Raw genomic sequence first — 21,493 nt, 5'->3', positions numbered from 1 at the left:
CCCGGGCCTTCGATTGCCGGACGCCGTCCGCCTCAGTTGCGCGACTTCAATTGCTCCGCCGCCGCATCGAGCGCCGCGATGACGCGCGCCTTGGCGCTTGGATCCTCGCGCAGGACCTGACGCACGACGCGCGACAGATCCTCGAAGGCGCCGCGGATGGACCGCGGCATGTCGTCGTCCTCGCGGCGCTCGCGCGTCTCGTCGCCGCGAAAATGGCGGCGCACGCGCTCCGCTTTCTCTCCGACGGCCGACAGCCGCTCCAGCACCGCATCGACGAAACTGCGGTTCTGGTCGAGATGGGCACGGCCCTCCTCGGTGATCGTGTAGAGTTTCTTGGCACCGTCGGCCTCGGCGGTCACATAGCCGGCCTCCTCGAGGAAGGTCAGGGTCGGATAGACCGTGCCCGGGCTCGGCGAATACCAGCCGGCAGTCTTTTCCTCGAGCACCTTGATGATGTCGTAGCCATGGCGCGGCTGCTGCTCGATCAGGGCGAGCGCCAGCAGCTTGAGATCGCCTGTGGCCAGCATTCGGCCGGCGCGCAGCATGTCGCCGCCGCCCATGCCCTGCGGCCCACCCCAGCCGCCGAAACCGTCACCTCCGCGCCAGCGGCGGCCCGCCGCCCAGCGCTCGTCTCCACATCCCCTGCGTAGTCCAAACATGGGCTGATCTCCTGTTTCATATATATCGTAAGATAGGCTCGTCCGATATATAGCGCAAGATATATCTTAAGACCTTTCGCACGAACAGACGGGCGGCCGACGCCGGGCGCAAAACGCCGCCGCCCCATGTCTTATCGTCAGGAAATGCTCGGGCCGGCCGGAGCCGTCAGGCCGCGCGCGCGAGACGCCGGTCGAGCTTGCGGCCGATGGCCAGCACATGGCGCCGCAGCCAGACCGAGCCGGGATCGACCTGCGCGCGGGTCGGGTGGAACAGGTATTCTTCGTAGGACCCGGGATCGACCGGCGGCGCGACGGCCGCAAGCCCGAGCGGCCCGGCCATCGCCTCGATCAGCCGGCGCGGCACGAAGGCAACGAGGTCGGTGCGCGCGACCAGGTGCAGTGCCTGGAGATAGCCGGGCACCACCATGGCGATCGAACGGGCGAGCGCCTTCTCGCGCAGCCAGGCGTCGATCGGGTCCTCCCGCTGGCCCCGGCCGACAACCGCCACGTGGCGCGCCGACAGGAAGGCCGGCAGCCGCGCCAGCGCGGTACCGTCGGGATGGTCGTGGCGCACCGCAAGCGCCTCGGTATCGGCGAACAGGCGCTGGCGATGAAAACCGGCAAAGGCTTCGGCCGTGCAGCCGATGACGAGATCGATCGAGCGGGCAAGCTCAGCCGTCATGGTGGCCGGACCGCGCCAGGGCGCGACATCAAGGCGGATGCCGGGTGCTTCGCGTGCGGCGGCCCCGGACAGATCCGGCAGGACCAGATCGACGACATGGTCGGGCATCATCAGGCGGAAGCGCCTGGTGCTGGTCGCGGGCTCGAACCCCTCGGCATCGAACAGGCCGCGCAGTCGATCCAGGGCCTCGGCCAGCGGCTGGCGCAGCGCCTCGGCGCGCGGCGTCAGCTCCATGCGCGCGCCCACCCGGACCAGCAGCGGATCGCCGACCAGCCCCCTGAGCCGCCGCAAGGCGTGGCTGGTCGCCGGCTGCGACAGGCCGATGCGCAGGGCGGCGCGGCCGACGCTCGCCTCCCCCAGCAATGCGTCGAGCGCAACCAGCAGGTTCATGTCGATCGCGGCCAAATTCATCCGGCGAAGATACATCATATCATCTATCGATTGGAAGAATGAGCCGGCCCGGAGCGATAGTCGCCTCGCATTCATTGCCGAACGAGGCCGCATCATGACCCAGCCCGACAACCGCACGATCGTCACGACAGTGTTCAACGCCCTCGCCGAGGGCCAGTCGAAACCTCTCGTCGACGCCATGGCCGACGACTTCAGCTGGACCCTCACCGGGGAGAGCTCCTGGTCGCGTACCTTCGCCGGCAAGGACGCCGTGCTCGGCACATTGTTCAAGGTGCTGCGCGAGCGCCTCGACGGCCGGATCAAGACCCGGCCGCGACGGATCATCGCCGAAGGCGACCTGGTGGTGGTTGAGGCGCAGGGCGACAACGTCACCCTGGCGGGGCGCCCGTACCGCAACAGCTATTGCTTCGTGCTGCGGCTCGCCGGCGGCAAGCTGATGTCGCTCACCGAATATTGCGATACCGAGCTGGCGGTGCGCGCGCTCGGCGAATATCCGGGATGAGCGGGACGTCAGCCGCCGGTGACGTGCACGACGCATTCCACGACCGGGCTGTCGCCGGCCAGGTGCTCGTCGACGATGCGGTCGATCCGCTCGGGCGTCAGGCCGCCATACCAGACGCCGTCCGGATGCACGGTCATGAGCGGGCCGAGATTGCAGGGATAGAGGCAGCTCGACCGCGCGCACATCACCCGGCGCGGCCCGCTCGCAAGAGCGCGGTGGCGTTTCATGCGCGCGCGCAAGTGCTGATAGAGCGGCTCGGCCGCCCGGTGCAGGCAGCGCGCGCCGACGCAGAAGAACAGTTGCCGGCCATGTTCGGGGATCTTTGACCAGCCGGGCTTGCCGAGGCTCGGCGTGGCCGCCGCGACATCGCCGCCGCCGTCCGGCCGCAGCACCGCCGCCACGGCCCGCGCCATGTCGAGTGCGGTCTCGACCGGTGGCGACAGCCTGACCGTCATCGTGACGGCCCGGGCGGCCCGCCAGTGGCTGAGCGCGCCCGGCAGCCAGGTCGACAACGACGGATCGGCCGGTACCATGCAGGTGACGATGTCCGCCTCCGCGATCCCCTCGGCGGCGAGCTGATCGAGCACTTCGGGCAGCGACGGCCCGGTCAGGTCGGAGAAGGCAATCGCAATGCGCCGTTCGGCGGCCAGCGGCCCGAGCACCTGCCGCACCTCCTCGGCGAGCCGGGCGAGGCTCTGCGCCTGGGCGAAGGCGGCGCGGCCATAGAGCACGATGGCGGTCCGCGCGGGAGGAGGGACATCGGTCATCGGCGGCACCTTGCAAGGTTCGAGACGGTCATGGCTGTCCCCTCAGAGACGGCGATGGCGCATCAGCCAGAGGAAGAACAGGCCGCCGCAGGAGGCGGTGACGACGCCGAGCGGGATCTCGCGGGGCGCGAAGGCGAGACGCGCCACAACGTCGATCCAGGTGAGGAAGATGGCCCCGCAAAGCGCAGAAAGCGGTATCAGCCGACGCAGGTCGCCGCCGGCGACGAGGCGAACGAGATGCGGCAGGACCAGGCCGACGAAGCCGATGCTGCCGCAGGCGGAAACGATGGCACCCGTCATCAGCGAGGCGACGGCGAACACCTCGAGCCGAAGCCGGGCCGGATCGACGCCGAGCGAACGCGCGGTATCGTCGCCGAAGGCGAGCGCGTTGACGGCGGCGGCGCGCAGGCCGAGCCAGGCCGTGCCGGCGAGCACCGCCGCAAAGGGCACGCCGATCGTCGACCAGCGGGCATTGGCGAGGCTGCCCATCATCCAGAACATGACCGTCTCCGCGCCGCGGTCGGCGACGCCGACGATGAGGCCATTGGTGACCGCGTGCAGGATGAACGAGACCGCCACCCCGGTCAGCACGAGCCTCGCGCTGCTCGGCGCACCCGCAGCTCCGCCGGCCGCGACGAAGACGATCACGGTCGCGGCGAAGGCTCCGGCGAAGGCGGCCAGCGGCAACGACGCGATCCCGGCGAAGGGACCGGTGAACAGGATGACCGCGACCGCGCCGACCGAGGCCCCCGCCGAGACACCGAAAAGATAGGGGTCGGCGAGTGGATTGCGGGTGATGACCTGCAGGGCCGCGCCGATGACCGAAAGCCCCGCGCCGGCAAGCGCGCCCAAGATCACGCGCGGCAGCCGCAGCTCCCACACGATATTGCGCTCGGCCCGGCTCCAGCCTCCGGCTTCGCCGCCGAAACCGAATTCGGCGGCGATGATGCCGGCGACCGCGCGCACCGGGATGCGCACCGCGCCGAAGGCGACGGTCACGACGAGCGACAAGCCGAGAAGCAGGGCAAGGAGAGCGCACCAGGCGAAAAGGCCGGTGCGCGTCGAGGGCTGCCGCAAGACAGCGCCGAAATGCTGCGGCCGGGGCCTATCCAGCTGTGCCGTCATGGTTCGAACCGTCCCGGATAGAGCGCCCGCGCGATCTTCTCGAGGCCATCGACGGAGCGCGTCGACGGCGTCTGTTCGGCATAGGTGATGCGGATGAACTGCCGCTTGCGGATCGCCTCGACCTGGGCGAGCTGCGGATCGGAGGTCAGATGGCGGATGATCGCTTCGACCGGAAGACGGTGGTCGCTGATCAGGATCCATTGCGGATCGCGCCGGACCACCTCCTCCCAGCTCACCCGGACATAGCTGTTGGGAATGTCGTCGAAAATGTTCCGACCGCCGGCGAGCCGCGTGATCAGCGAGGTCATGCCTTCGGCACCGACCGAGACCGGCGGGCTCGTCGTGTTGCAGTCGCTGCAATACATGACGCGCGGCGGTTCACCGGCCCCGTGGATGCGCCCGGCAACAGCAGCGACGCGGGCTTCCAGGCCAGCGATCACGCCGGCTGCGCGGGCCTCTATGCCGAAGATCGCGCCCAGCGCACGGATGTCGGCATAGAGCGTCTCCATGCTGATCGGCTCACGCCGGCCGATGCGGATGCAGCTTTCGCGCAGGACGTAGCTCTTCACGCCCATGGCGGCGAGCGTCTCCGGAGTGAGGCCGCGCGCGGGCGTGAAACCATAGCTCCAGCCGGCGAACATGAAGTCCGGATCCAGCCCGAGCACGGCTTCGAGCAGCGGCGCGCGATCGACGAACTGGTTCAGGCGCGCGACGACGCCCGGCGGCGCGATGAGGTGGCGCTCGACGCCGGCAATGCCGGAGACGCCGACGATCCTGTCGGCAAGGCCGAGATCGAGCATAGTCTGGACCATGTTGGTATCGTTGACGACGGCGCGCCGTGGCGCCGCATCGAAGCGCACCGTGTCGAAGCAGTTCGCGACCTCGACCGGAAAGGCGTGCGCGGGGGCTGCAGCGCCGAGAACGAAGGTCGCGAGAGCGATGGTCCGGCTGAAGCGCATCATGACCGCCCCCGTTCGATCGGCTGCAGATCGATGCGGATCTGCCGCGTCGCAGGGTGACGGTCGACCGAAGCCTCGACCGAGAAGGCCGGGACGAGATGCGCGCGCGTCAGCGCGGCCTCGGGCGGCGCGTCGGCGACGATCCGGCCGGCCTTCATGATCACCACGCGGTCGCAATAGCGCCCGGCGAGATCGAGATCATGCAGCACGGCGAGCACGGTGATCCCGAGCGAACGGACGAGCGCCAGGACCTCGAACCGATGATGGACGTCGAGATGATTGAGCGGCTCGTCCAGCAGCAGGATCTCCGGCTCCTGCGCCAGGGCGCGGGCCAGCATGACCCGCTGGCGCTCGCCGCCCGACAGGGTTTCGACGGCGCTGTCGGCGAGACCGCCGAGGTCGAGCAGAGCCAGGGCGCGCGCGACGACCGCCCGATCGTGGTCGTCCTCGCCGGCGAGAAGCCCGCGCCGGTGCGCGAGCCGGCCGAGTCCGACGACGTCCCGCACCCGGAAGCCGAGCGCTGTGTCGGCGTCCTGCGCCTGCAGGGCCAGGCGGCGCGCGAGCAGCGCCGGCGGCAGTTCGCCAATGTCGGTGCCGCCGATCAGCACGTGCCCCGCGTCGGGCCGCTCGAGGCCGGCGAGGCAGCGCAGCAGCGTGCTCTTGCCGCAACCGTTGGGGCCGAGAATGCCGGTCATCATGCCGGCCGGCACGGCGAGCGCGACATCGGCGAGGACGTCGCGGCCACTGCGGCGCACGCGCAGGCCGTCCACCGCCATCGCCAGCGGCGGCCCACCACTCGTCGCCGGCATCTTGCCGCTAGAAGCTGACATGATAGGCAAGCTCCACCGTGCGCGGGCGGCCCAGCAGCCACATGCTCGTCGAGCCGGTCACCGGATAGACCTTGTCGAACAGGTTGTTGACGCGCAGGCTGACGCGCGCGGCGTCGGTGAGCCGATAGTCGACGCTGGCATTGACGACCGCATAGGCCGGGCGGCGGGCGGTATTGGCGAAATCGCTGAAGGTCTCGCCGACATATTGCACCCCCGCCCGCGCCTCCAGGCGCGGCAGCGGCGACCAGGTCACCCAGAGATTGGCGACCTGCTCCGGCACGTGCTGCGGCTGCTTGCCGCGATAGGACACGACCACCCCGCCGACGGTCTGCTGGAAACTGTCGTACTGGGCATGCAGCAGGGCGAGATTGCCCTCGACCCTGAGGTTGTCCAGAAGCTTCAGCGACAGCGCCGCTTCGATGCCCTGCGACGACTGGCTGCCGACCTGCACCGCCACGCCCGGATTGCTCGCGTCGACCGAGACGAGATTGTCCTTGGTGATGCGATAGGCGGCGAGCGTGAACTCGCCGCGCCCGCCCCAGAACGTCTGCTTCACGCCGACCTCGACCTGGCGGCCGGTCGAGAGCTTGAAATCGCGCTGGCTGATCGACAGCGACAGGAGATCTCGCACCGGATCGATGCCGGTCGAATATTGCGCATAGAGCGCCATGTCGGGAATGGGATTGTAGACGATGCCCACGCGATAACTGAGCGCCTGGAAGCGGGCGCTGAACGTGTTCGCCGGATTGATCAGATCGTCGCGGTGGATGCGCGGCGCCTCGTAGCGCAGGCCGCCGATGAGCGCGAGATTGTCGGTCAGCGACAGGCGGTTCTCGGCGAACAGCGAGGTCTGGTCGGCCGTCGACTGGAAGGCTGGCCGCGTGCCGGCAATATTGATGAAATTGCCGGGGTCGAAGCCGACGGGATCGACCGTGCTGGTGCCGCCATAGGGCGAGTTGCTGACATTGCGGAAACGGATCCGGTTGATGTCGAAGCCGGCCACCAGTTCGTTCCTGAAGCCGAGCATCGTGCCACGCCAGGTGGCGTCGAAGCGGTTCCCCCACTGCTCCTGCATGTGGAAGATCTCGATATAGCTCGAACGGGCGATGCGATCCGTGGCCGGCAGGTAGGAATAGCTCTCCACGTTGCGCCACTGGCGATGCGAGGAGAGACGGTAGGCCGTGTTGCGCAAGGTGAAATCGGAGGTCGGCGTCCATTCCACCTTGAACTGGCTCCAGTTGTCCTGGAAGCCGACGCGACTGTCGTTGACATTGTAGTTGGCGGCGCGCATCCGCTGTTCCGGACGGCCATTGACGAGCGGCGTGCCGAAATAGCGCATCGGCTCCTGGTAGCCGACATCGTGGGAGACGGTGAAAGCAAGATCGGGTGTCGCCTGGAACAGAAGCGCGCCCGACACGGCGAGATTGCGGAACTCGCCGTTCGGCCTGAGCCAGCCGTCGGTCATCGTGCCCGCAATGTTGAAACGGTAGGCGAACCGGTCCGACAAGGGCCCGCCGCTGTCGAAGGCGAGGCGCCGGCCGCCATGGGACGCGATGCTCGCTTCGGCGGCGTTGACGGGCGAGAAGGTCGGCTTTTTCGGCACGACATTGATGACGCCGCCGATCGCCCCCTCGCCGTAAAGCACCGAGGCCGGCCCGCGCAGGACCTCGATCCGCTCGACATTCCAGGTGTCGAAGGGAAAGGTGACGGTGCCCGAGCCGACATAGAGCCGCGTGCCGTCATAGAGGTTCATCACCGAGCTGACGCCGGCAAAGCCGCGCGAGGCATAGGAACCGCCGCCATTGCCCGGCGCGCCGAGCCAGGTGATGCCGGTGGCATTCTGAGTCACCGCCTCCGCGACCGTGTTCTGGCCGCGCTCGCGCAGGCGCTCGCCGGACATGATCTCGATGCTGGCCGGCGTCTGCAACGGCGTCAGGCCAAGGCGGCTGCCGCTGACCGCCGGTGCCGACAGGTTGAGACCGCTCGGGGCAATCGTCCGGCGGCCTTCGATGGTGATCGTGTCGAGCGCGAGTGTCGGACCCGGAGCAATGCCGCCGGCCTCCTCCGCTCGCCCGGGGTCCGCAGCGAGCAGGGGAAGGACCGTGGCGGCGAGCAGGGTCATGGTGCGGTGCCCGGAGCGCCGCAGGTGCGCTGGACTGCGCGGGCGAACATGGCAGGACATTCGGGTTCCGTCGCTGGGAAATGGCGAGGACAGGCCGGCACCGGCAAGGGAGCCTTCGATCAGCCCGCCGCAGGCCGGCCGTGGCAGCGTCCATGTCGACGACAGGAACCGATGGACAAAGGGGACATCCGCCAGCCTTTTATGATATGTTATAACATATCGTATGACGGAACCACGCGACGAGGTCAAGCCCGATGCCTTCATCGGCAGCGCGGGACACGAAGCCGGCAGCGAAGCGATCGGGGCGGCCGCGACATGCGGCTTGGCGCGCGTGGAAAAACCCAGGCGCAACCCCGCGCCGGGCGATTGGACAGAAAAGGCGGACACGAGGCGACCTCGGGCGACGAGTGTGGCACGTCACCGCGAACGAGGCCCCTTCCCCCTGTCCCGTCAGGAACAGTCGGATCGAGCTCCAGCTGGGGCACCCCGCCCAACCTGTCCGCGCGTGACCACGGCTGACGGCAGGTCTCCTGGCTCACGGATCGACGCCCTCCGCCGTCTTCCCAGGCCGAAGCCCAGTGACATGGTGGTGGAGGACTTTCCGCTTACAGTTGCGGGGGCAGCCGCGGCCTTGAGCTCTTCGCTCGCACCGCATTCCCTTTTGTCCCTTGCGGGAACCGTCACCACCAAGGGTAGGTGGAAGCGCCATGGCCGGTCAAGCACGCTCGGGGGCGACCGGAATACGACCTTTGTCCGACGTCCTCAGAGCTTGTAGGCCATGCGCAAGCCGCCCCAGTGTCGGCCGAAGATGCGGATCGGCGCATCGATCTCCTTCATCATCACCACGGTGCCGTCGCCAAGGTCGCGCGCATAGGATTGGATCAGGAAGGGCCGCACGCTGCGGGCCGCGCTGAGTCCGGCCCTGTCGTCGAAGATCCGGCGGTTGCGCGCATGGGCGGCGTTCCAGACCGGATCGCCGGGGCGCTGGGCCTGGGCATAGGCCCTGTTGTGCACGGGCAGATAGGCGTTGCGGTCCACCGCCACGCAGAAGGCCATGCGCCGGTCGGTCGCCAGCCAGCGTTCGAGAATGGCGGGCAGCACCGTCTCGAAAGCCTTGAGATAGCGCGTCGTGTGCTGGACCGGATTGGTGCCGTCGATCTCGACATAGGCATTGTCGAAGACGTCGTCGCGGCCGAGCTGGCCGGCCTCGACCGCCCTTTCGATCGCCGCCCCGACCTCGGTCGCGGCCTCGACCGCGCGGCCGATTCGGTCCGCCTCGGCGGCGCGCAGAGCCGCAAGTTTCGCCTCCAGCGCGGCGCGGCAGGACGGCGAGACCGAGACGAACTGGCAATGAATGCCGAGCGGTGATCTGGCGACCACCCGCAGCTCGACCTCTCCGACCTCGGCGAGGCTGCAGCGATAGTGGCCATCGACCTTGACATTGGCGGCCTGGGGCGTCGCGACCAGCACACCATCCTCTGAAATGTCGATCGTATGCGCTTCGAGCGTGAGACCATGGCCATGCAGCCTCACCACGATATCGGCCGGCAGCCGGTCGAAGCGGCGTCGATCGCCGATCTCGGACTGGCGGAGGACGATGGTGAAACGGGAGCGGAGCTTCTCGGCGAGCGCGCGTGCCTGCCGGCCGGCCGCATCGGCGGCCGTCGATGTCTCGCTCGCCGCGCTCGCGGCGGTATCGATGGCGGCGGCCCCAGCCGAAACCGTCTCGACAAAACGGGCCGTCTCGCCGGCCGAGCGGGAGAGATCGCCAATGGTTGCGACCTGCTCCTCGACCGCGTCGGCGACTGACGCGAAGACCGGGCGGATCGCCTCGACAGCGCCGGCGATCTTCTGAACGGCGGTGATCGACGACTGGCTGTCGGCCTGCAGCTGGGCGATGCGCCGGGCGATTTCGTCGGTGGCCTTCTGGGTTTCCTGCGACAGCATCTTCACTTCGGTGGCGACGACCGCGAAGCCCTTGCCGAGTTCGCCGGCGCGCGCGGCCTCGATGGTGGCGTTGAGCGCGAGAAGATTGGTCTGCCGGGCGATGCGTGCGATCAGCCCCACCACCTGGTCGATCTCGGCCGACGATGCGCGCAGGCTATCGACACTGCTCGACGCCGAACCGGCCGCCTCGATCGCCTGGTCGGTCAGCAAGGTCGCCTGCCGGACCTGGCCGCCGATCTCCGTCGCGCTCTCGGTGAACTTGGCGGTGGCCGCCGCCAGTTCACGCGAGTTTTCCGACGCGTCGGCGGCAAGCGCGTTGAGCGCGCCGGACCGTTCGCGAATCGCCGACAGCGCGTCAGCCGCCGCAGCGGTGCCGTCATGCACCCGATCGGTGGAGACCGCGACGTCGCGGATCATCGCCATCAGGTCGGCCTCGACCAGGTCGATCGTGTCGCGAACGCGGCCGATCTCGGCCTTCAGCCGGGCGATTTCGTCGTCGCTGTCGACAGCGGCGCCGTCCGCCTCTGTCGTGTCCGCTCCGGCCCGAACGGGCGCGGACGTGCCGTCGGCGATGCGACGCCGGGCGAACAATTGGCTGAAAGCCATGGCGATCCCCCTCGCGGCCGCGGCATCGCTGTACCGGGCCGACGGCGGGAAAGCCTAGGAAGCCATGGTAAACGGCGGCTTAAGATCGGGCCTTACCGAAGGGAAATTGCGAAACCATTCCCGTCATGTGGGCTGACCAACCACGTCACGCGCCAGCAAACGCTCGACGGTCGCGGCAAGATCCTTGTAGTCGTCCAGAATGACATCCGGGCTCAGTTCGGGCAGCGGGATCGCCGTATAGCCGCCGGAATAGGCGACGACCGGCACGCCCGCCGCCTGCGCGGTGCGGATATCGGTTTCGGAATCGCCGATCATCACCGCCCGTCGCGGGTCGCCGCCGGCATCGCGGATGGTGAAGAGCAGATGATCGCGATGCGGCTTGCGGATCGGATAGGTGTCGAAGCCGGTGATGACGTCGAACCGGCGGCTGAGATCGAGGGCGTCGAGCAGCTTCACCGCCAGCCGATGCAGCTTGTTGGTGCAGACCGCGAGCCGCATGCCTTCGGCGGCGAAACGGTCGAGCGCGGCGACGATGCCGGGATAGGGCCGGCTGTCGTCGGCGATGCGCCGCTCATAGGCCTCGACGTAGCGGGCATAGACCGTGTCGATCTCGTCCTGGGTGCCGCCCCTGCCCTGCAGCTTCAGCGCCTTCTCGATCATCGGCTTCATGCCGTGACCGATGAGGTTCTTCGCCTGTTCGAGATCGACGGGATCGAGCCCCTCGGCCTCGAGCAGCCAGGACAAGGTGCCGATGAGGTCGGGATGGGTGTCGACGAGCGTGCCGTCGAGGTCGAAGACGATGGTGGGCGCGGTCATGGGCTTCCGGATCGCTACTGACAAGGGAACTGCTCCCTCATGCCGGATCGCGCCGGCCATGTCACGGCTGGCGCCGCAGGCCTGCCTCGCGCGGCGGGAGCGCCAGCGTCGCGGTGCCAGGGCTCCCGGGCTGCAATTCGCTGCGCCTTCGATGTCGGCCCGTGGCGAATGTCAGCTCCGGGACGCGAGCGCGCGCGGCGTTGCCGACTTGAGGCCACGTGCCCTGACGATGACGAGATCCAGTTCGGGCCGGCCGGAGCGCCCGATCGACAGCAGCTCGGGCTCGCCGAGCACATCGAACTGGCTTGCAAGATCGGCCTCGAACCGACGATAGGTGCCGGCGAGCGCGACGATGAGCACGTCGCGACCCGCATAGGCGCGCTGGTCCTGCCGATAGGCGAAACCGCGCGGATCCGTGCCCAGCACGATGACGGGCGCGGCATCGCCGATGACGAGATCGATCTTGCCGCCCTCGTTCCAGGTCAGACCGGCGACCACCGGTCCACCCACCCCGCCCGCGCCGCGCGCCGTCAGCGCCGGCCGCAGGGCGGACCAGTTCAGCGCGTCGAGCGTCGGATCGGCCCTGGCGGGCACCCCGAGCCGCGTCAGGAGCCCGGTCGCGCCGATCATCCCAAGACCGATGGCCAGCCCGAAAGCGAGACCCGCGCACCATTTCGCCCAGGCCGCCGGCGAGGGCTTGGCGTCGGGGTTTTCGGCGAGCCACAGGCCGAGCAAGGGAAAGACGAAAAACCAGCCTGGCATCGGCCAATGCGGCAGGGCCCAGCCCGACCAGAGCGACTGCAGCGTGAAATAGGCAATGCTGGGCAGGCCGAGGGCGATCAGGAACAGGCGGCGCGGATCCCTGATCAGGCCGAAGGCGGCCACCCCGGCATAGGCGAGCGGCACGGCGACCCAGGGCGCCAGCCAGACGAACTGGCCGACCACCATCTGCGCGAAGGCTGTCAGCGTCAGGCCCTTGCCGCCGCCCCGGCCGGCCTGGAACTTCAGCGACGCCCAGTCATGGCCCATGTTCCACAGAATGACCGGGCTGACGACCACCGCCGCGATCAGCGCGCCGAGATAGGGCGCGGGGTGGAGCAGCTGGCGCCGGTGCCCGGTCGCGACCAGGAACACGGCAAGGCCGGCGACGACGAAGATCGCCGAATATTTCGAAAGCCCGGCGAGGCCGAAGGCGAGGCCGGCAAGGCTCCAGGCACCCCAGACCGAGGGATGTTCGCCCTCGCCCGGAAAGAACAGCCGCGCGAGCGCCAGAACGCCGGCGGCGAGGCAGAACAGGAGCGGCCCGTCCGGCACCACCCAGGTGCCGGGCGAGGCGAGAAAGAACACCGAGACGTTGAGGCTGAAAGTGGCCCAGAGGCCGGCCGGGGCGCCGAACAGCCGTTCTGTCAGTCGGTACAGCAGCCACGAGGTCGCCGCGAACAGCAGGACGAAGGGCAGGCGGACGGCCCAGCTCGTGCCGAACAGCTTCATCGCGGCGTGGGCGAGCCAGATGTGAAGCGGGGGATGGTCGAAATAGGACAGGCTGAGATGGCGCGCCTGGCCGAGCGTATAGCTTTCGTCGACGCCGAAGCCGAGAAGGGCCGCGAACACGATGCGCAGCGCCGTGAAGGCGAGGATCACGACAAGCGCGGCGCGCGCCGGATCGGGCGAGAGGCGATCGAACGGTTTCATGCCGCGCCGCTTAGCCGGAATCGCGTCCCGCGGCTATGCCCTCGCACGATAGCTCGCGACCGCATCGCCGATCGACTTGGCGCCGAACAGCACGAAAGTGACACCGACCACCCTGGTGACGATCAGGCCGTGGCGCAGGAAGAACCGGCGGACGAGGTCGAGACCGGCGATCGCCACCAGGATGAGGTCGGCCAGGATGAAGCCGACAAAGGCCACCGCCATGACGAGCGGAGCCATGTCCCAGGTCAGGAGGCCGGAATAGTGGCCGACCAGGACGGTGAACATGGCGACCGACACCGGATAGGCCTTCGGGTTGGTCAGGCCGAAGACGAGGCCGGCGCTCAAGGGGTGGTTCGCGCCGACCACGGCCATGCCGGCGGCCTGCCGGCTCAGCACCGCCCGGATGCCGAGCCAGATGAGATAGAGCCCGCAGAACAGGCCCAGAGCCTCGAACAGCATCGGGCCGAGCTGGTTGACGCCGACAATGGCCGCGAGCGCCAGCGTGCCCCAGAGAATGTCGCCGACGAGGTGGCCGGCGACGAACAGGGCTCCGGCGCCACGCCCGCGGCTCGCCGAGAGCGCAAAAAGTGCGAGAAAGGCAGGCCCGGGGGTGAGAATATAGATCATCGCCGCGGCAAGCGTTGCGAAGAACAGACCGATCGTCATGGGAGGCTCCGGTAGGACGCACGTCATCTGAGCATTGAGCGGGGCCGCCCGGCAATGGCCAACAGCCGCGAAGCAGCGCCGCAAATCTACCCAGGGTAGCTTGCCGGCCGCGGCTTCAACGGTCACATTGCCCCGTCCGGGCTCCCCGGTCGATCGAAGGCGGCGTCCCCCCATGGCCATCGAAATCGAGCGCAAATTCCTCGTCGTCGGCGATACGTGGCGGCGTGGCGCCAAGCCGCACCGGATCCAGCAAGGCTACCTCTTCGCCTCCCCGACCTCGTCGGCCCGCGTCAGGCTCGCCGGCGGCCGGGCGACGCTGACCATCAAGGCCGATCTCGAGGAGCCGGCCCGGGAGGAGTTCGAATATGAGATCCCCGCCGCCGATGCGCAGGGGCTGCTGCAGCTCTGCTGCCATCAGGCGATCGACAAGGTCCGGCACGAGGTGACCTACGCCGGAAAATTGTGGGAAATCGACGAGTTCGAGGGGCCCCTCAAGGGCCTGATCATCGCCGAGATCGAGCTCGGCCATGTCGACGAGGCGTTCGAGCGGCCGGCCTGGCTCGGCCGCGAAGTGACCTTCGACCGGCGCTATCGCAACTCGGCGCTCTCGACCTATGGCATCCCGAAGGACGAAGCGGCCGCCTGAGCCGCCATGGTGCCAACGCTCCACGCGGCGTCACGAGGACGTGCGAGGGACCGTCTCCGGCCGTGCGCCGCCCTGGCTATTTGAGCAGCAGCAGATAGTTCTTCAGCTCTTCCGAGATCGCGTCGACCTCCTGCCGCAGGAGTGCCAGGTTCCGCTCGAGCCGGGGCCCGAAGACCCGCTCGGACACCGAGGCGATGCTGATGCCGGCAATCGGCGAGCCGCTGGCGGAGACGATGGCAAGGCCGATGCCGCCGACGCCCTCGGTCAGAAGGCTGTCCGAAACACCGTAACCGCGCTCGCGTGATGCCCAAATCGCGGCCCTGAGATCGGCGAGCTTGAGCCCATAGTGCTCATAGCCCTGCTCGTTCTCGCGCAGCACCGCATTGATTTCGGTCTCCTCGAGCCGCGACAGGATGGCGAGCCCGACCGCGCCGATGCCCAGCGGTCGGCGGTCGCCAATGCCCGTCGTGACCACGCGGATCGGATAGGTGCCCTCGATCCGGTCGAGGCAGACGGCATCCGTGCCCGAACGCGCCATCAGGTAGATCGTATCCTCGGTTGCGGCGGACAGGCGTTCGAGCGCCGGGCGCGCCTGTCGCACCAGCGCGCTCTGATGGGTCGTGCACAGGCCGAACTCGAAGATCAGCGGCCCGAGATGGTAGCGCTTGGAAACCTCCTCCTGGACGACCAGCCGCTCCTCCATCAAGCCGCGCAGAATGCGGCGGACGGTCGGGTGCGACAGCTCGGTACGCCGCGACAGCTCGGCCAGCCCCATGCCGGACGGACTGCGCCGGGCAATGGCGGACAGGATCTGCGTCGCCCGGCGGATGGCCTGGACGCCGTCCTGCCGACCGCCCGGCGTCTTGATCATGCAGCAGTCCCCTCGATGATGGCGCCGGCGATCCACATGCGGCTCGCGGCCGTATCGCCAAAGCTCGCGACGAGCCGGCGTGCCCGTTTATAGGCCAGATGGATCGGACTTTCGGCCGAAAAACCGAACGCACCGTGCACCTGGATGCAATGAGCCGTCGAGGACATTGCGGCCTCGCTGGCAGCGACCCGCGCGGCATGGCCGAGCAGGAACCGGTCGCCGCGGCCGGCATCGAAGGCCTGCACCGCCTCGGCGAGGATGGCCGCGGCGTTCTGCCGCAGGACATAATCGTCGACGATCCGGTGCTTGATCGCCTGATGCGCCCCGATCGGGCCGCCAAACTGACGGCGGGTGCCGGCATGGGCGATCGACATGTCCCCTGCCCGCTCGGCGAGGCCGAGCAGTTCCGCCGCGATCCAGAGCCGGGCCGCGGCCAGGACGTCAGCCGCCAGCTCCGGTGCGATCCGGGCCGCCGCATCGGCCCTGTGGCGCTCGGCGCCGTCGAGCTCGGCAACGGGACAGGTCGGATCGAAGGGGCGGCGTTCCTCGAACCGAGGCGCCTCGATCAGCCGGACCTCCATGGCTCCGCCATCCTGCGCCGGAGCATCGAGGATCACGAGCGGCCTCGTCCCACTGCCGTGCTCCGCGAGGAGGCGCGCGTCCGGTCCATGGCGCAGGTCACGCTCGAGCACCGTGACGAAGCGCCCGCCGGCGGCGGCCCCGGCGGCCAGGTCGACCAGCCATGGCTCGGCGCTGCGGCCCAGCAACGGCAGCAGAACGACATTGGCGAGATAGGGCCCGGGAGCGAGCGCGCGCCCGATCTCGCCCGCAATGACGGCGGCCTCGCGCAGGCCAAGGCCGAGGCCGCCGGCGGCCTCCGCCGCCAGCATGGCCGTCCAGCCCTGCGCCGCGGCGAGCGCCATTGCCTCGTCGGCAGCCGCGGGCGGCGGCGCCTCGCCGCGTGCGAGCTCGCGGACGCCAGGCCCCTGCGACAACGCGCGCCGGGCCGAGTCCCGCATCAGGTTCAGATCGGCTCGTTCCGTCATGTTCCCACCTACCGCGGCAAACCGAGGGCGCGCTCGCCCACGACATTGCGCTGGATCTCGGACGTCCCCGCCAGAATGGTCTCGGCACGGCTCCACAAATGATCGCGCTGCCAGTGGCGATGCCGGATTGCGCTCGGTTCGTGCGGCCCGAGCAGCACCTCCGGGCCGATCACGGTCAGAGCGAGGTCGAGCAGCCGCTGATGGCTCTCGCTCCAGAGCAGCTTGATGAAGGAGCCTTCCGGACCCGGCTGCTCGTGACGCGCCGCCGCGGCCAGCATGGTCCTCGCATGCAGCTTCAGCGCCTGGACGTCGACGAACAGCCGGGCGAAGGCATCGCGGACCAGCGGATCGTCGCAGACGCGCCTGCCGTCCCTGATCATTTCGCGGGAAACGGCGACGAGGTCGGCGAGCTCCTGCTCCATCTGCACGAGACGCGGAATGAAATAGGTCGCCCGCTCGTAGCTCGCCGCCGCCATGGCAATGGCCCAGCCGGCATTTTCCTCGCCCACCCTGAGGTCCACCGGCACGCGGACCCGGTTGAAGAAGACCTCGTTGAACTCCTCCTGGCCATCCATCTGGCGGATCGGACGGACGGTGATGCCCGGCGACTTCATGTCGACCAGGAAAAACGAAATGCCCTTGTGCCTGGCGGCGGCCGGGTCGGTGCGCGCCAGAAGGAAACACCAGTCGGCGAGATGGGCATAGCTCGTCCAGATCTTCTGGCCGGTGACCACATAATGGTCCCCGTCGCGCTCGGCGCGGGTGCGCAGCGCCGCCAGGTCCGAGCCGGCATCGGGTTCCGAATAGCCCTGGCACCAGATCTCGGTATTGGCGAGGATGCCGGGCAGAAAACGGGCCTTCTGCTCGGGCGATCCGTGGAGCAGCAGGGTCGGCGCCAGGATGCCGTGGCCGATGAGATTGATGCCCTTCGGGATGCCGGCGCGCGCGCATTCCTCGAGGAAGATCGCGATCAGGTCGATGGGCAGCGCCTGCCCGCCGGCCTCCTTCGGCCAGTTGAGCCCCGACCAGCCGCCGCGGCAGACGCGATCCTCGAAAGCCCGCCGCAGGACCGGATCGGTAAAAGGCAAGCCCGGAAAGTCGGCGCGCAACCGATCGAGCTCGGCGGCGAGAAAGCTGCGCGCCGCCGAGCGGAAGGCCAGTGGATCCATGTCAGTTGACCTGTTTCAGGCCGGCGTCGCGCGCCACCTGGTCCCACTTCTTCAAATCCGCCCCGATGAAGCTCGCAAAGCGTTCCGGCTCGTAGCACAGGATCTCCAGCCCGAGCTCGGCAAAGCGCCGCTTGACGTCTTCGGTCTTCAGCACCTGGCCGACCACCGCGTTGAGCCGCTGGACGATATCACCAGAAAGCTTCGCCGGACCGAAAAGGCCGAGCCAGGGCACAGCCTCGTAGCCCGGCAGACCGGCTTCCGCGATGGTCGGCATGTCGGGCAGGAGCGAAGAGCGCTCGGCCGACGTGACGCCGAGCGAACGGATGACCCTCGCCTCCATATGCGGCTTTGAGGAGGCGAGCGCATCGAACATGATCTCCAGCCGACCGGTCACCAGGTCCTGCAGAGCGGGCGCGCTGCCGCGATAGGGAACATGAACCAGCTCGATGCCGGCCATCCTGGCGAAGAGCTCAGCCTCGATATGGGTCGAGGTGCCATGGCCGACCGATCCGTAGCGGACCTTGCCCGGCCGCTCCTTGGCATAGGCGATCAGCTCGGCGGCGTTGCGCACCGGCAGGTCGTTATGAACGACCAGAACGTGCAGGGGCGAGACGACGAGGTTGACTGGCGTGAAGTCGCCGATCGGATCATAGCGAACGCGCTGAACCGCCGGATTGATCGTATGGGCCGAGGCCGCGAGCAGGAAGGTATGGCCGTCCGGCGCGCTGCGGGCCACCTGCTCGGTGGCGATCATGGTGCCGGCGCCGACGACATTCTCGACATAGAAGCTGTAGCCCGCGGCCTCCCGCAGCTTCTCGACGAGGATTCGCGCCATGGTATCGGCCGCCCCGCCCGCGGCGAAGGGTACGACGAGGCGGACCGGCCGCGCCGGCCAGTCCGAGGCTCCGGCCGTTCCGCCGCCGGCAAGCGTCAGGGCACCGGCGGCCAGACTTTTAAGCAATTCTCTGCGCTGCATTGTCACGATATCCTCCCGACACATCGGCTTCTTGGTTGTTGTTGAGAACGACGAGGGCATCGAGCGCGACGACGCCGCGTCCCTGCTCCCTGACGATCAATGGATTGATTTCGATCTCTCCTATCCTGTCGCCGGCGGCGAGCACGGCATCGGACAGGGTGGCCATCGCGGTGCAGAGCGCCGGGACGTCGCGCTTCGGCCGGCCGCGCGCGCCATCGAGCAGGGCGAAGGCCTTGAGCCGGCGGACCATGGCCTCGGCCCGTCCGGCATCGACCGGCAATGTGCGGTGCTCGACATCGCCGAGGATCTCGGTGAACACGCCGCCGAGGCCGATCGTCATGACCGGCCCGAAGACGGGATCGCGGGTCACGCCGACCAGAACCTCCGGACCGGGCGGCTCCTGTGTCTGCACCACCACACCGGCGATGTGCGCGTCCGGATGGGCCTCGCGGGCCGCCGCCGTGACGGCCTGGAACGCTGCGCGCACCTCGTCGGCCGACGTGATGCCGAGCCGGACACCGCCGCAATCCGACTTGTGCGGAATATCGGGGCTCAGCACCTTGACCACGACGGGCCAGCCGAGCTCTGCCGCGGCCGTCGCGGCCTCCTCGGCGGACGCCGCGATCCTTTCGGCGGCGACCGGCAGGCCGAAGGCACTCAGAAACTGCTTGCCCTCGACCTCATCCAGCGTCCGGCGGCCGGCGACGATCGCCGCGTCGAGCCGGGCCATGGGCTGCGCCGCGGCCACCGATCGCGGTCCCGACGATGCGGCGGCGCTGGGCGCGCCGGCCCGTTCCGACCACCTGCCGAATATGCTGAGCGCAGCGACCGCGCGCGCCGTGTCGTCGAAGACCGGAATGCCGGCAGCCTCGAGCTCGGCATGGTTCTTCGCATTGAACGTGTCGATCGCCGCGATCAGCTTGCGCGAGGTCTCGGCGGCTTCGATCATGGCCGGCGACAGGCGCTGCAGGAGATAGCCGGGAGCGTAGACGACGATCGTATCGACCTCCTCGCACGCCTGAAGGGCGGCGAGCGCATCGCACATGAAGCCGTGCTGGTTGACGACATTGCCCGTCAGGTCGACCGGGTTCGAGACCATGCCGTAGTCCGGAATGCCGGCGCGCAGCACCTGCTGCACGGCCACCGGCAGGGTTGGCACGTCCGCTCCCGCCTTGACGAACTTGTCGGACAGCAGCGCGCCGAGCGCGCCCGAGATCGTCAGGATCGCCACGCGGCTGCCGGCCCGGCGCGCGCGGAACCCGGAGAGATGGACGAGATCGGCCATGTGGGCGAGGTCGTCGGCAATCATGACGTTGAGATCGTCGAACACGGCCCGGTAGACCTTTTGCGAGCCGGCGAGCGAGGCCGTATGCGAGGCGGCCGCCTCGGCGCCCTTGGCCGTGTCGCCGATCTTCAGGATGATGAGCGGACGTGTCTCGCGCCGCAGGCGCTCGGCCACGCGCCTGAAGCGTTCGCCGTCGCGCAGCCCCTCGACATAACCGGCGATCGTCTCGGTTTCCGGCTGGTCGGCGAAATATTCGAGATATTCGGAGAACTCGACGCCGGCTTCGTTGCCGGTGTTGATCACGCTCGAAAACCGCACGTCCCGCTTGCGGCTCGCCGCATAGACGGCAGCGCAGACATTGCCGCTCTGCGTCACCAGGGCGACCCTATGACCGCTTTCGGGCGGCGCGATATCGCGGAATACCGACGCGAAGGCCGTGTAGGCGTGGGTCTTGAGATTGGCGAAGCCCATGCAATTGGGTCCGGCCACGGGAATGTCGAGTGCGGCGACGCAAGCCTCGAACTCGTCCTGCAGGCGCCGGCCCTCGGCATCGTTGGTTTCGGCGAAGCCGGAAGCGAAGACGATCGCCGACCGGATGCCCTTGGCCGCCGCGCGGCGCAGTTGCGGCACGACCTCGCGCGCCGGGACGGCCAGCGCGATCAGGTCGACCGGGCCCGGTAGAGCCTCGATGTCGGGATAGCAGGGAAGCCCCGCGATCTGCTGGTATTTGGGATTGATCGGATAGATCGGGCCGGCGAACCGATGCTGCAGGAGCAGTTGCAGCGGCATGCCGCCGACCCGGCCTGGATCGGCCGACGCGCCGAGAATGGCAATGGAGGCCGGATTGATCAGCGGTTCGAGGCGGTGCGCCGTCACGATGCTTTTCCCTTGACGATAGCCTTGGCGAGCCCGGCCTGCTTGGCCTCCTTGAAGGCTTCCGAGACGTGGCTGAGCTGATGGGTGTCGAAATGCGCGCCGAGCGCGGAGCGCAGGCCCTGAATATCGACGCTGCGGTTGATCGAGCGCTTCATCAGCTTGAGCGCGAAGCCGGGGGCTTCCGCGATCCGCTGGGCGAGCGCATCGGTCTCGCGCTCGAGGTCGGCCCGCGGCACGACCCGGTTCACCATGCCCCAGGCAAGGGCGTCGGCGGCGCCGAACCGCTCGCCGGTGAACAGGATCTCCTTCGCGCGGCGGGCGCCGAGCACCCAGGGATGAATGAGCACTTCCACCGCCGCGGCGCCGAGGGTCCGGCCGACCGGATCGGCGAAGACGGCATCCTCGGAGGCGACGATCAGGTCGCACATGTTGGCGACCATGAAGCCGGCGGCGATACAGGCGCCCTGGACGGCAGCAATGGTCGGCTTCGGACAGTCCAGAATGCGCATGGCATAGTCGTAGTAGCGCCGCTCTTCGTAGGCGTAGCGTTCTTCGACCGTGAAGCCCGCCCGGCTCTCCTGCGCCTCCTTCAGGTCATGGCCGGCGGAAAAATGGTCGCCCTGGCCTGCGAGGACGATCACCTTGACCGAATCGTCGGCTATGGCGGCCAGAAAAGCGGCATCGAGATCATCGAGAAGCTGGCGGCTCTGGGCGTTCCTCTGCTCCGGGCGGGCCAGCCAAAGCCAAAGAACAGCACCGCGTTGTTCCAAGACAACATTACGGTCGATCATATCACCCTCCCAATACAGATATTTACTTGTGATCTGCTTTTATCGTGAC

General features: G+C 68.4%; 19 protein-coding genes and 1 riboswitch. Of the genes, 2 read left to right on the top strand and 17 right to left on the bottom strand.

The genetic code is table 11. From position 1 onward, the window contains the following. Positions 1–32: 32 nt before the first annotated feature. A complete protein-coding gene (locus tag OZ671_RS00175) occupies positions 33–659 on the bottom strand; it encodes a PadR family transcriptional regulator (protein ID WP_268858821.1) in 627 nt (208 codons plus the stop codon). 166 nt (positions 660–825) lie between these two features. Beyond that, a complete protein-coding gene (locus tag OZ671_RS00170) occupies positions 826–1,752 on the bottom strand; it encodes a LysR family transcriptional regulator (RefSeq protein ID WP_268859056.1) in 927 nt (308 codons plus the stop codon). A 94-nt stretch (positions 1,753–1,846) separates the two neighbouring features. Here OZ671_RS00170 and OZ671_RS00165 point away from each other — a divergent pair, with 94 nt between their 5' ends. Next, positions 1,847–2,254, top strand: coding sequence for a nuclear transport factor 2 family protein (locus OZ671_RS00165; RefSeq protein ID WP_268858820.1), 408 nt, complete (start codon positions 1,847–1,849; stop codon positions 2,252–2,254). Between the two features lie 8 nt (positions 2,255–2,262). Here the strand turns inward: OZ671_RS00165 and OZ671_RS00160 are convergent, their stop codons facing one another. The 9 genes from OZ671_RS00160 to OZ671_RS00120 form a co-directional block, all read right to left on the bottom strand. After that, complete coding sequence (locus OZ671_RS00160; RefSeq protein ID WP_268858819.1) at positions 2,263–3,021, bottom strand: (2Fe-2S) ferredoxin domain-containing protein; 759 nt, start codon at positions 3,019–3,021, stop codon at positions 2,263–2,265. A 42-nt stretch (positions 3,022–3,063) separates the two neighbouring features. Next, on the bottom strand, positions 3,064–4,146 hold the full coding sequence (locus OZ671_RS00155; RefSeq protein ID WP_268858818.1) for a FecCD family ABC transporter permease: 1,083 nt from the start codon (positions 4,144–4,146) through the stop codon (positions 3,064–3,066). Beyond that, positions 4,143–5,108 carry an ABC transporter substrate-binding protein gene (locus tag OZ671_RS00150; protein ID WP_268858817.1) on the bottom strand — a complete coding sequence of 322 codons (966 nt, stop codon included), beginning with the start codon at positions 5,106–5,108 and terminating at the stop codon, positions 4,143–4,145. Before OZ671_RS00150 ends, OZ671_RS00155 begins: the two co-directional genes overlap by 4 nt. Next, the gene (locus OZ671_RS00145) at positions 5,105–5,935 is read right to left on the bottom strand and encodes an ABC transporter ATP-binding protein (protein WP_268858816.1); all 831 of its coding nucleotides are present in this window, start codon (positions 5,933–5,935) and stop codon (positions 5,105–5,107) included. Before OZ671_RS00145 ends, OZ671_RS00150 begins: the two co-directional genes overlap by 4 nt. Further along, positions 5,922–8,057 carry a TonB-dependent receptor gene (locus OZ671_RS00140; RefSeq protein WP_268858815.1) on the bottom strand — a complete coding sequence of 712 codons (2,136 nt, stop codon included), beginning with the start codon at positions 8,055–8,057 and terminating at the stop codon, positions 5,922–5,924. The genes OZ671_RS00145 and OZ671_RS00140 overlap by 14 nt, the downstream gene beginning before the upstream one ends. A 503-nt stretch (positions 8,058–8,560) precedes the next feature. Next, a riboswitch (cobalamin riboswitch) is annotated at positions 8,561–8,754 on the bottom strand. A 65-nt stretch (positions 8,755–8,819) separates the two neighbouring features. Beyond that, positions 8,820–10,610 (bottom strand): methyl-accepting chemotaxis protein, encoded by a 1,791-nt coding sequence (locus tag OZ671_RS00135; protein ID WP_268858814.1) that lies wholly within the window; start codon positions 10,608–10,610, stop codon positions 8,820–8,822. Positions 10,611–10,733: 123 nt separating this feature from the next. Beyond that, on the bottom strand, positions 10,734–11,426 hold the full coding sequence (locus OZ671_RS00130) for an HAD-IA family hydrolase (RefSeq protein ID WP_268858813.1): 693 nt from the start codon (positions 11,424–11,426) through the stop codon (positions 10,734–10,736). A gap of 171 nt (positions 11,427–11,597) precedes the next feature. Continuing rightward, positions 11,598–13,118, bottom strand: a complete 1,521-nt coding sequence (locus tag OZ671_RS00125; RefSeq protein ID WP_268858812.1) for a glycosyltransferase family 39 protein — start codon at positions 13,116–13,118, stop codon at positions 11,598–11,600. A gap of 33 nt (positions 13,119–13,151) precedes the next feature. Then, complete coding sequence (locus OZ671_RS00120; RefSeq protein WP_268858811.1) at positions 13,152–13,784, bottom strand: LysE family translocator; 633 nt, start codon at positions 13,782–13,784, stop codon at positions 13,152–13,154. A 172-nt stretch (positions 13,785–13,956) separates the two neighbouring features. On the opposite strand from OZ671_RS00120, the gene OZ671_RS00115 reads away from it, so the two are divergent. After that, a complete protein-coding gene (locus OZ671_RS00115; protein ID WP_268858810.1) occupies positions 13,957–14,430 on the top strand; it encodes a CYTH domain-containing protein in 474 nt (157 codons plus the stop codon). 76 nt (positions 14,431–14,506) lie between these two features. Here OZ671_RS00115 and OZ671_RS00110 read toward each other — a convergent pair whose 3' ends face one another. Genes OZ671_RS00110 through OZ671_RS00085 form a run of 6 tightly spaced genes read right to left on the bottom strand, consistent with a single transcriptional unit; the run spans position 14,507 to position 21,444 of the window. Further along, positions 14,507–15,301, bottom strand: a complete 795-nt coding sequence (locus OZ671_RS00110; RefSeq protein WP_268858809.1) for an IclR family transcriptional regulator — start codon at positions 15,299–15,301, stop codon at positions 14,507–14,509. After that, complete coding sequence (locus tag OZ671_RS00105; protein WP_268858808.1) at positions 15,298–16,347, bottom strand: acyl-CoA dehydrogenase; 1,050 nt, start codon at positions 16,345–16,347, stop codon at positions 15,298–15,300. Before OZ671_RS00105 ends, OZ671_RS00110 begins: the two co-directional genes overlap by 4 nt. Positions 16,348–16,355: 8 nt before the next feature. After that, positions 16,356–17,516 carry an acyl-CoA dehydrogenase family protein gene (locus tag OZ671_RS00100; protein WP_268858807.1) on the bottom strand — a complete coding sequence of 387 codons (1,161 nt, stop codon included), beginning with the start codon at positions 17,514–17,516 and terminating at the stop codon, positions 16,356–16,358. A 1-nt stretch (position 17,517) separates the two neighbouring features. Next, positions 17,518–18,492, bottom strand: a complete 975-nt coding sequence (locus OZ671_RS00095; protein ID WP_268858806.1) for a Bug family tripartite tricarboxylate transporter substrate binding protein — start codon at positions 18,490–18,492, stop codon at positions 17,518–17,520. Next, entirely contained in the window at positions 18,470–20,653 is a 2,184-nt protein-coding gene (locus tag OZ671_RS00090; protein WP_268858805.1) for an acetate--CoA ligase family protein, read from the bottom strand. The genes OZ671_RS00095 and OZ671_RS00090 overlap by 23 nt, the downstream gene beginning before the upstream one ends. Further along, positions 20,650–21,444 carry an enoyl-CoA hydratase gene (locus tag OZ671_RS00085; RefSeq protein WP_268858804.1) on the bottom strand — a complete coding sequence of 265 codons (795 nt, stop codon included), beginning with the start codon at positions 21,442–21,444 and terminating at the stop codon, positions 20,650–20,652. Before OZ671_RS00085 ends, OZ671_RS00090 begins: the two co-directional genes overlap by 4 nt. Between the last annotated feature and the right edge of the window lie 49 nt (positions 21,445–21,493).

The sequence above is a fragment of the Phreatobacter sp. AB_2022a genome, assembly GCF_026847585.1.
GTDB lineage: Bacteria > Pseudomonadota > Alphaproteobacteria > Rhizobiales > Phreatobacteraceae > Phreatobacter.
Note: the sequence above shows the minus strand (reverse complement) of the source record. Positions and strands in the feature narration are given on the sequence as shown.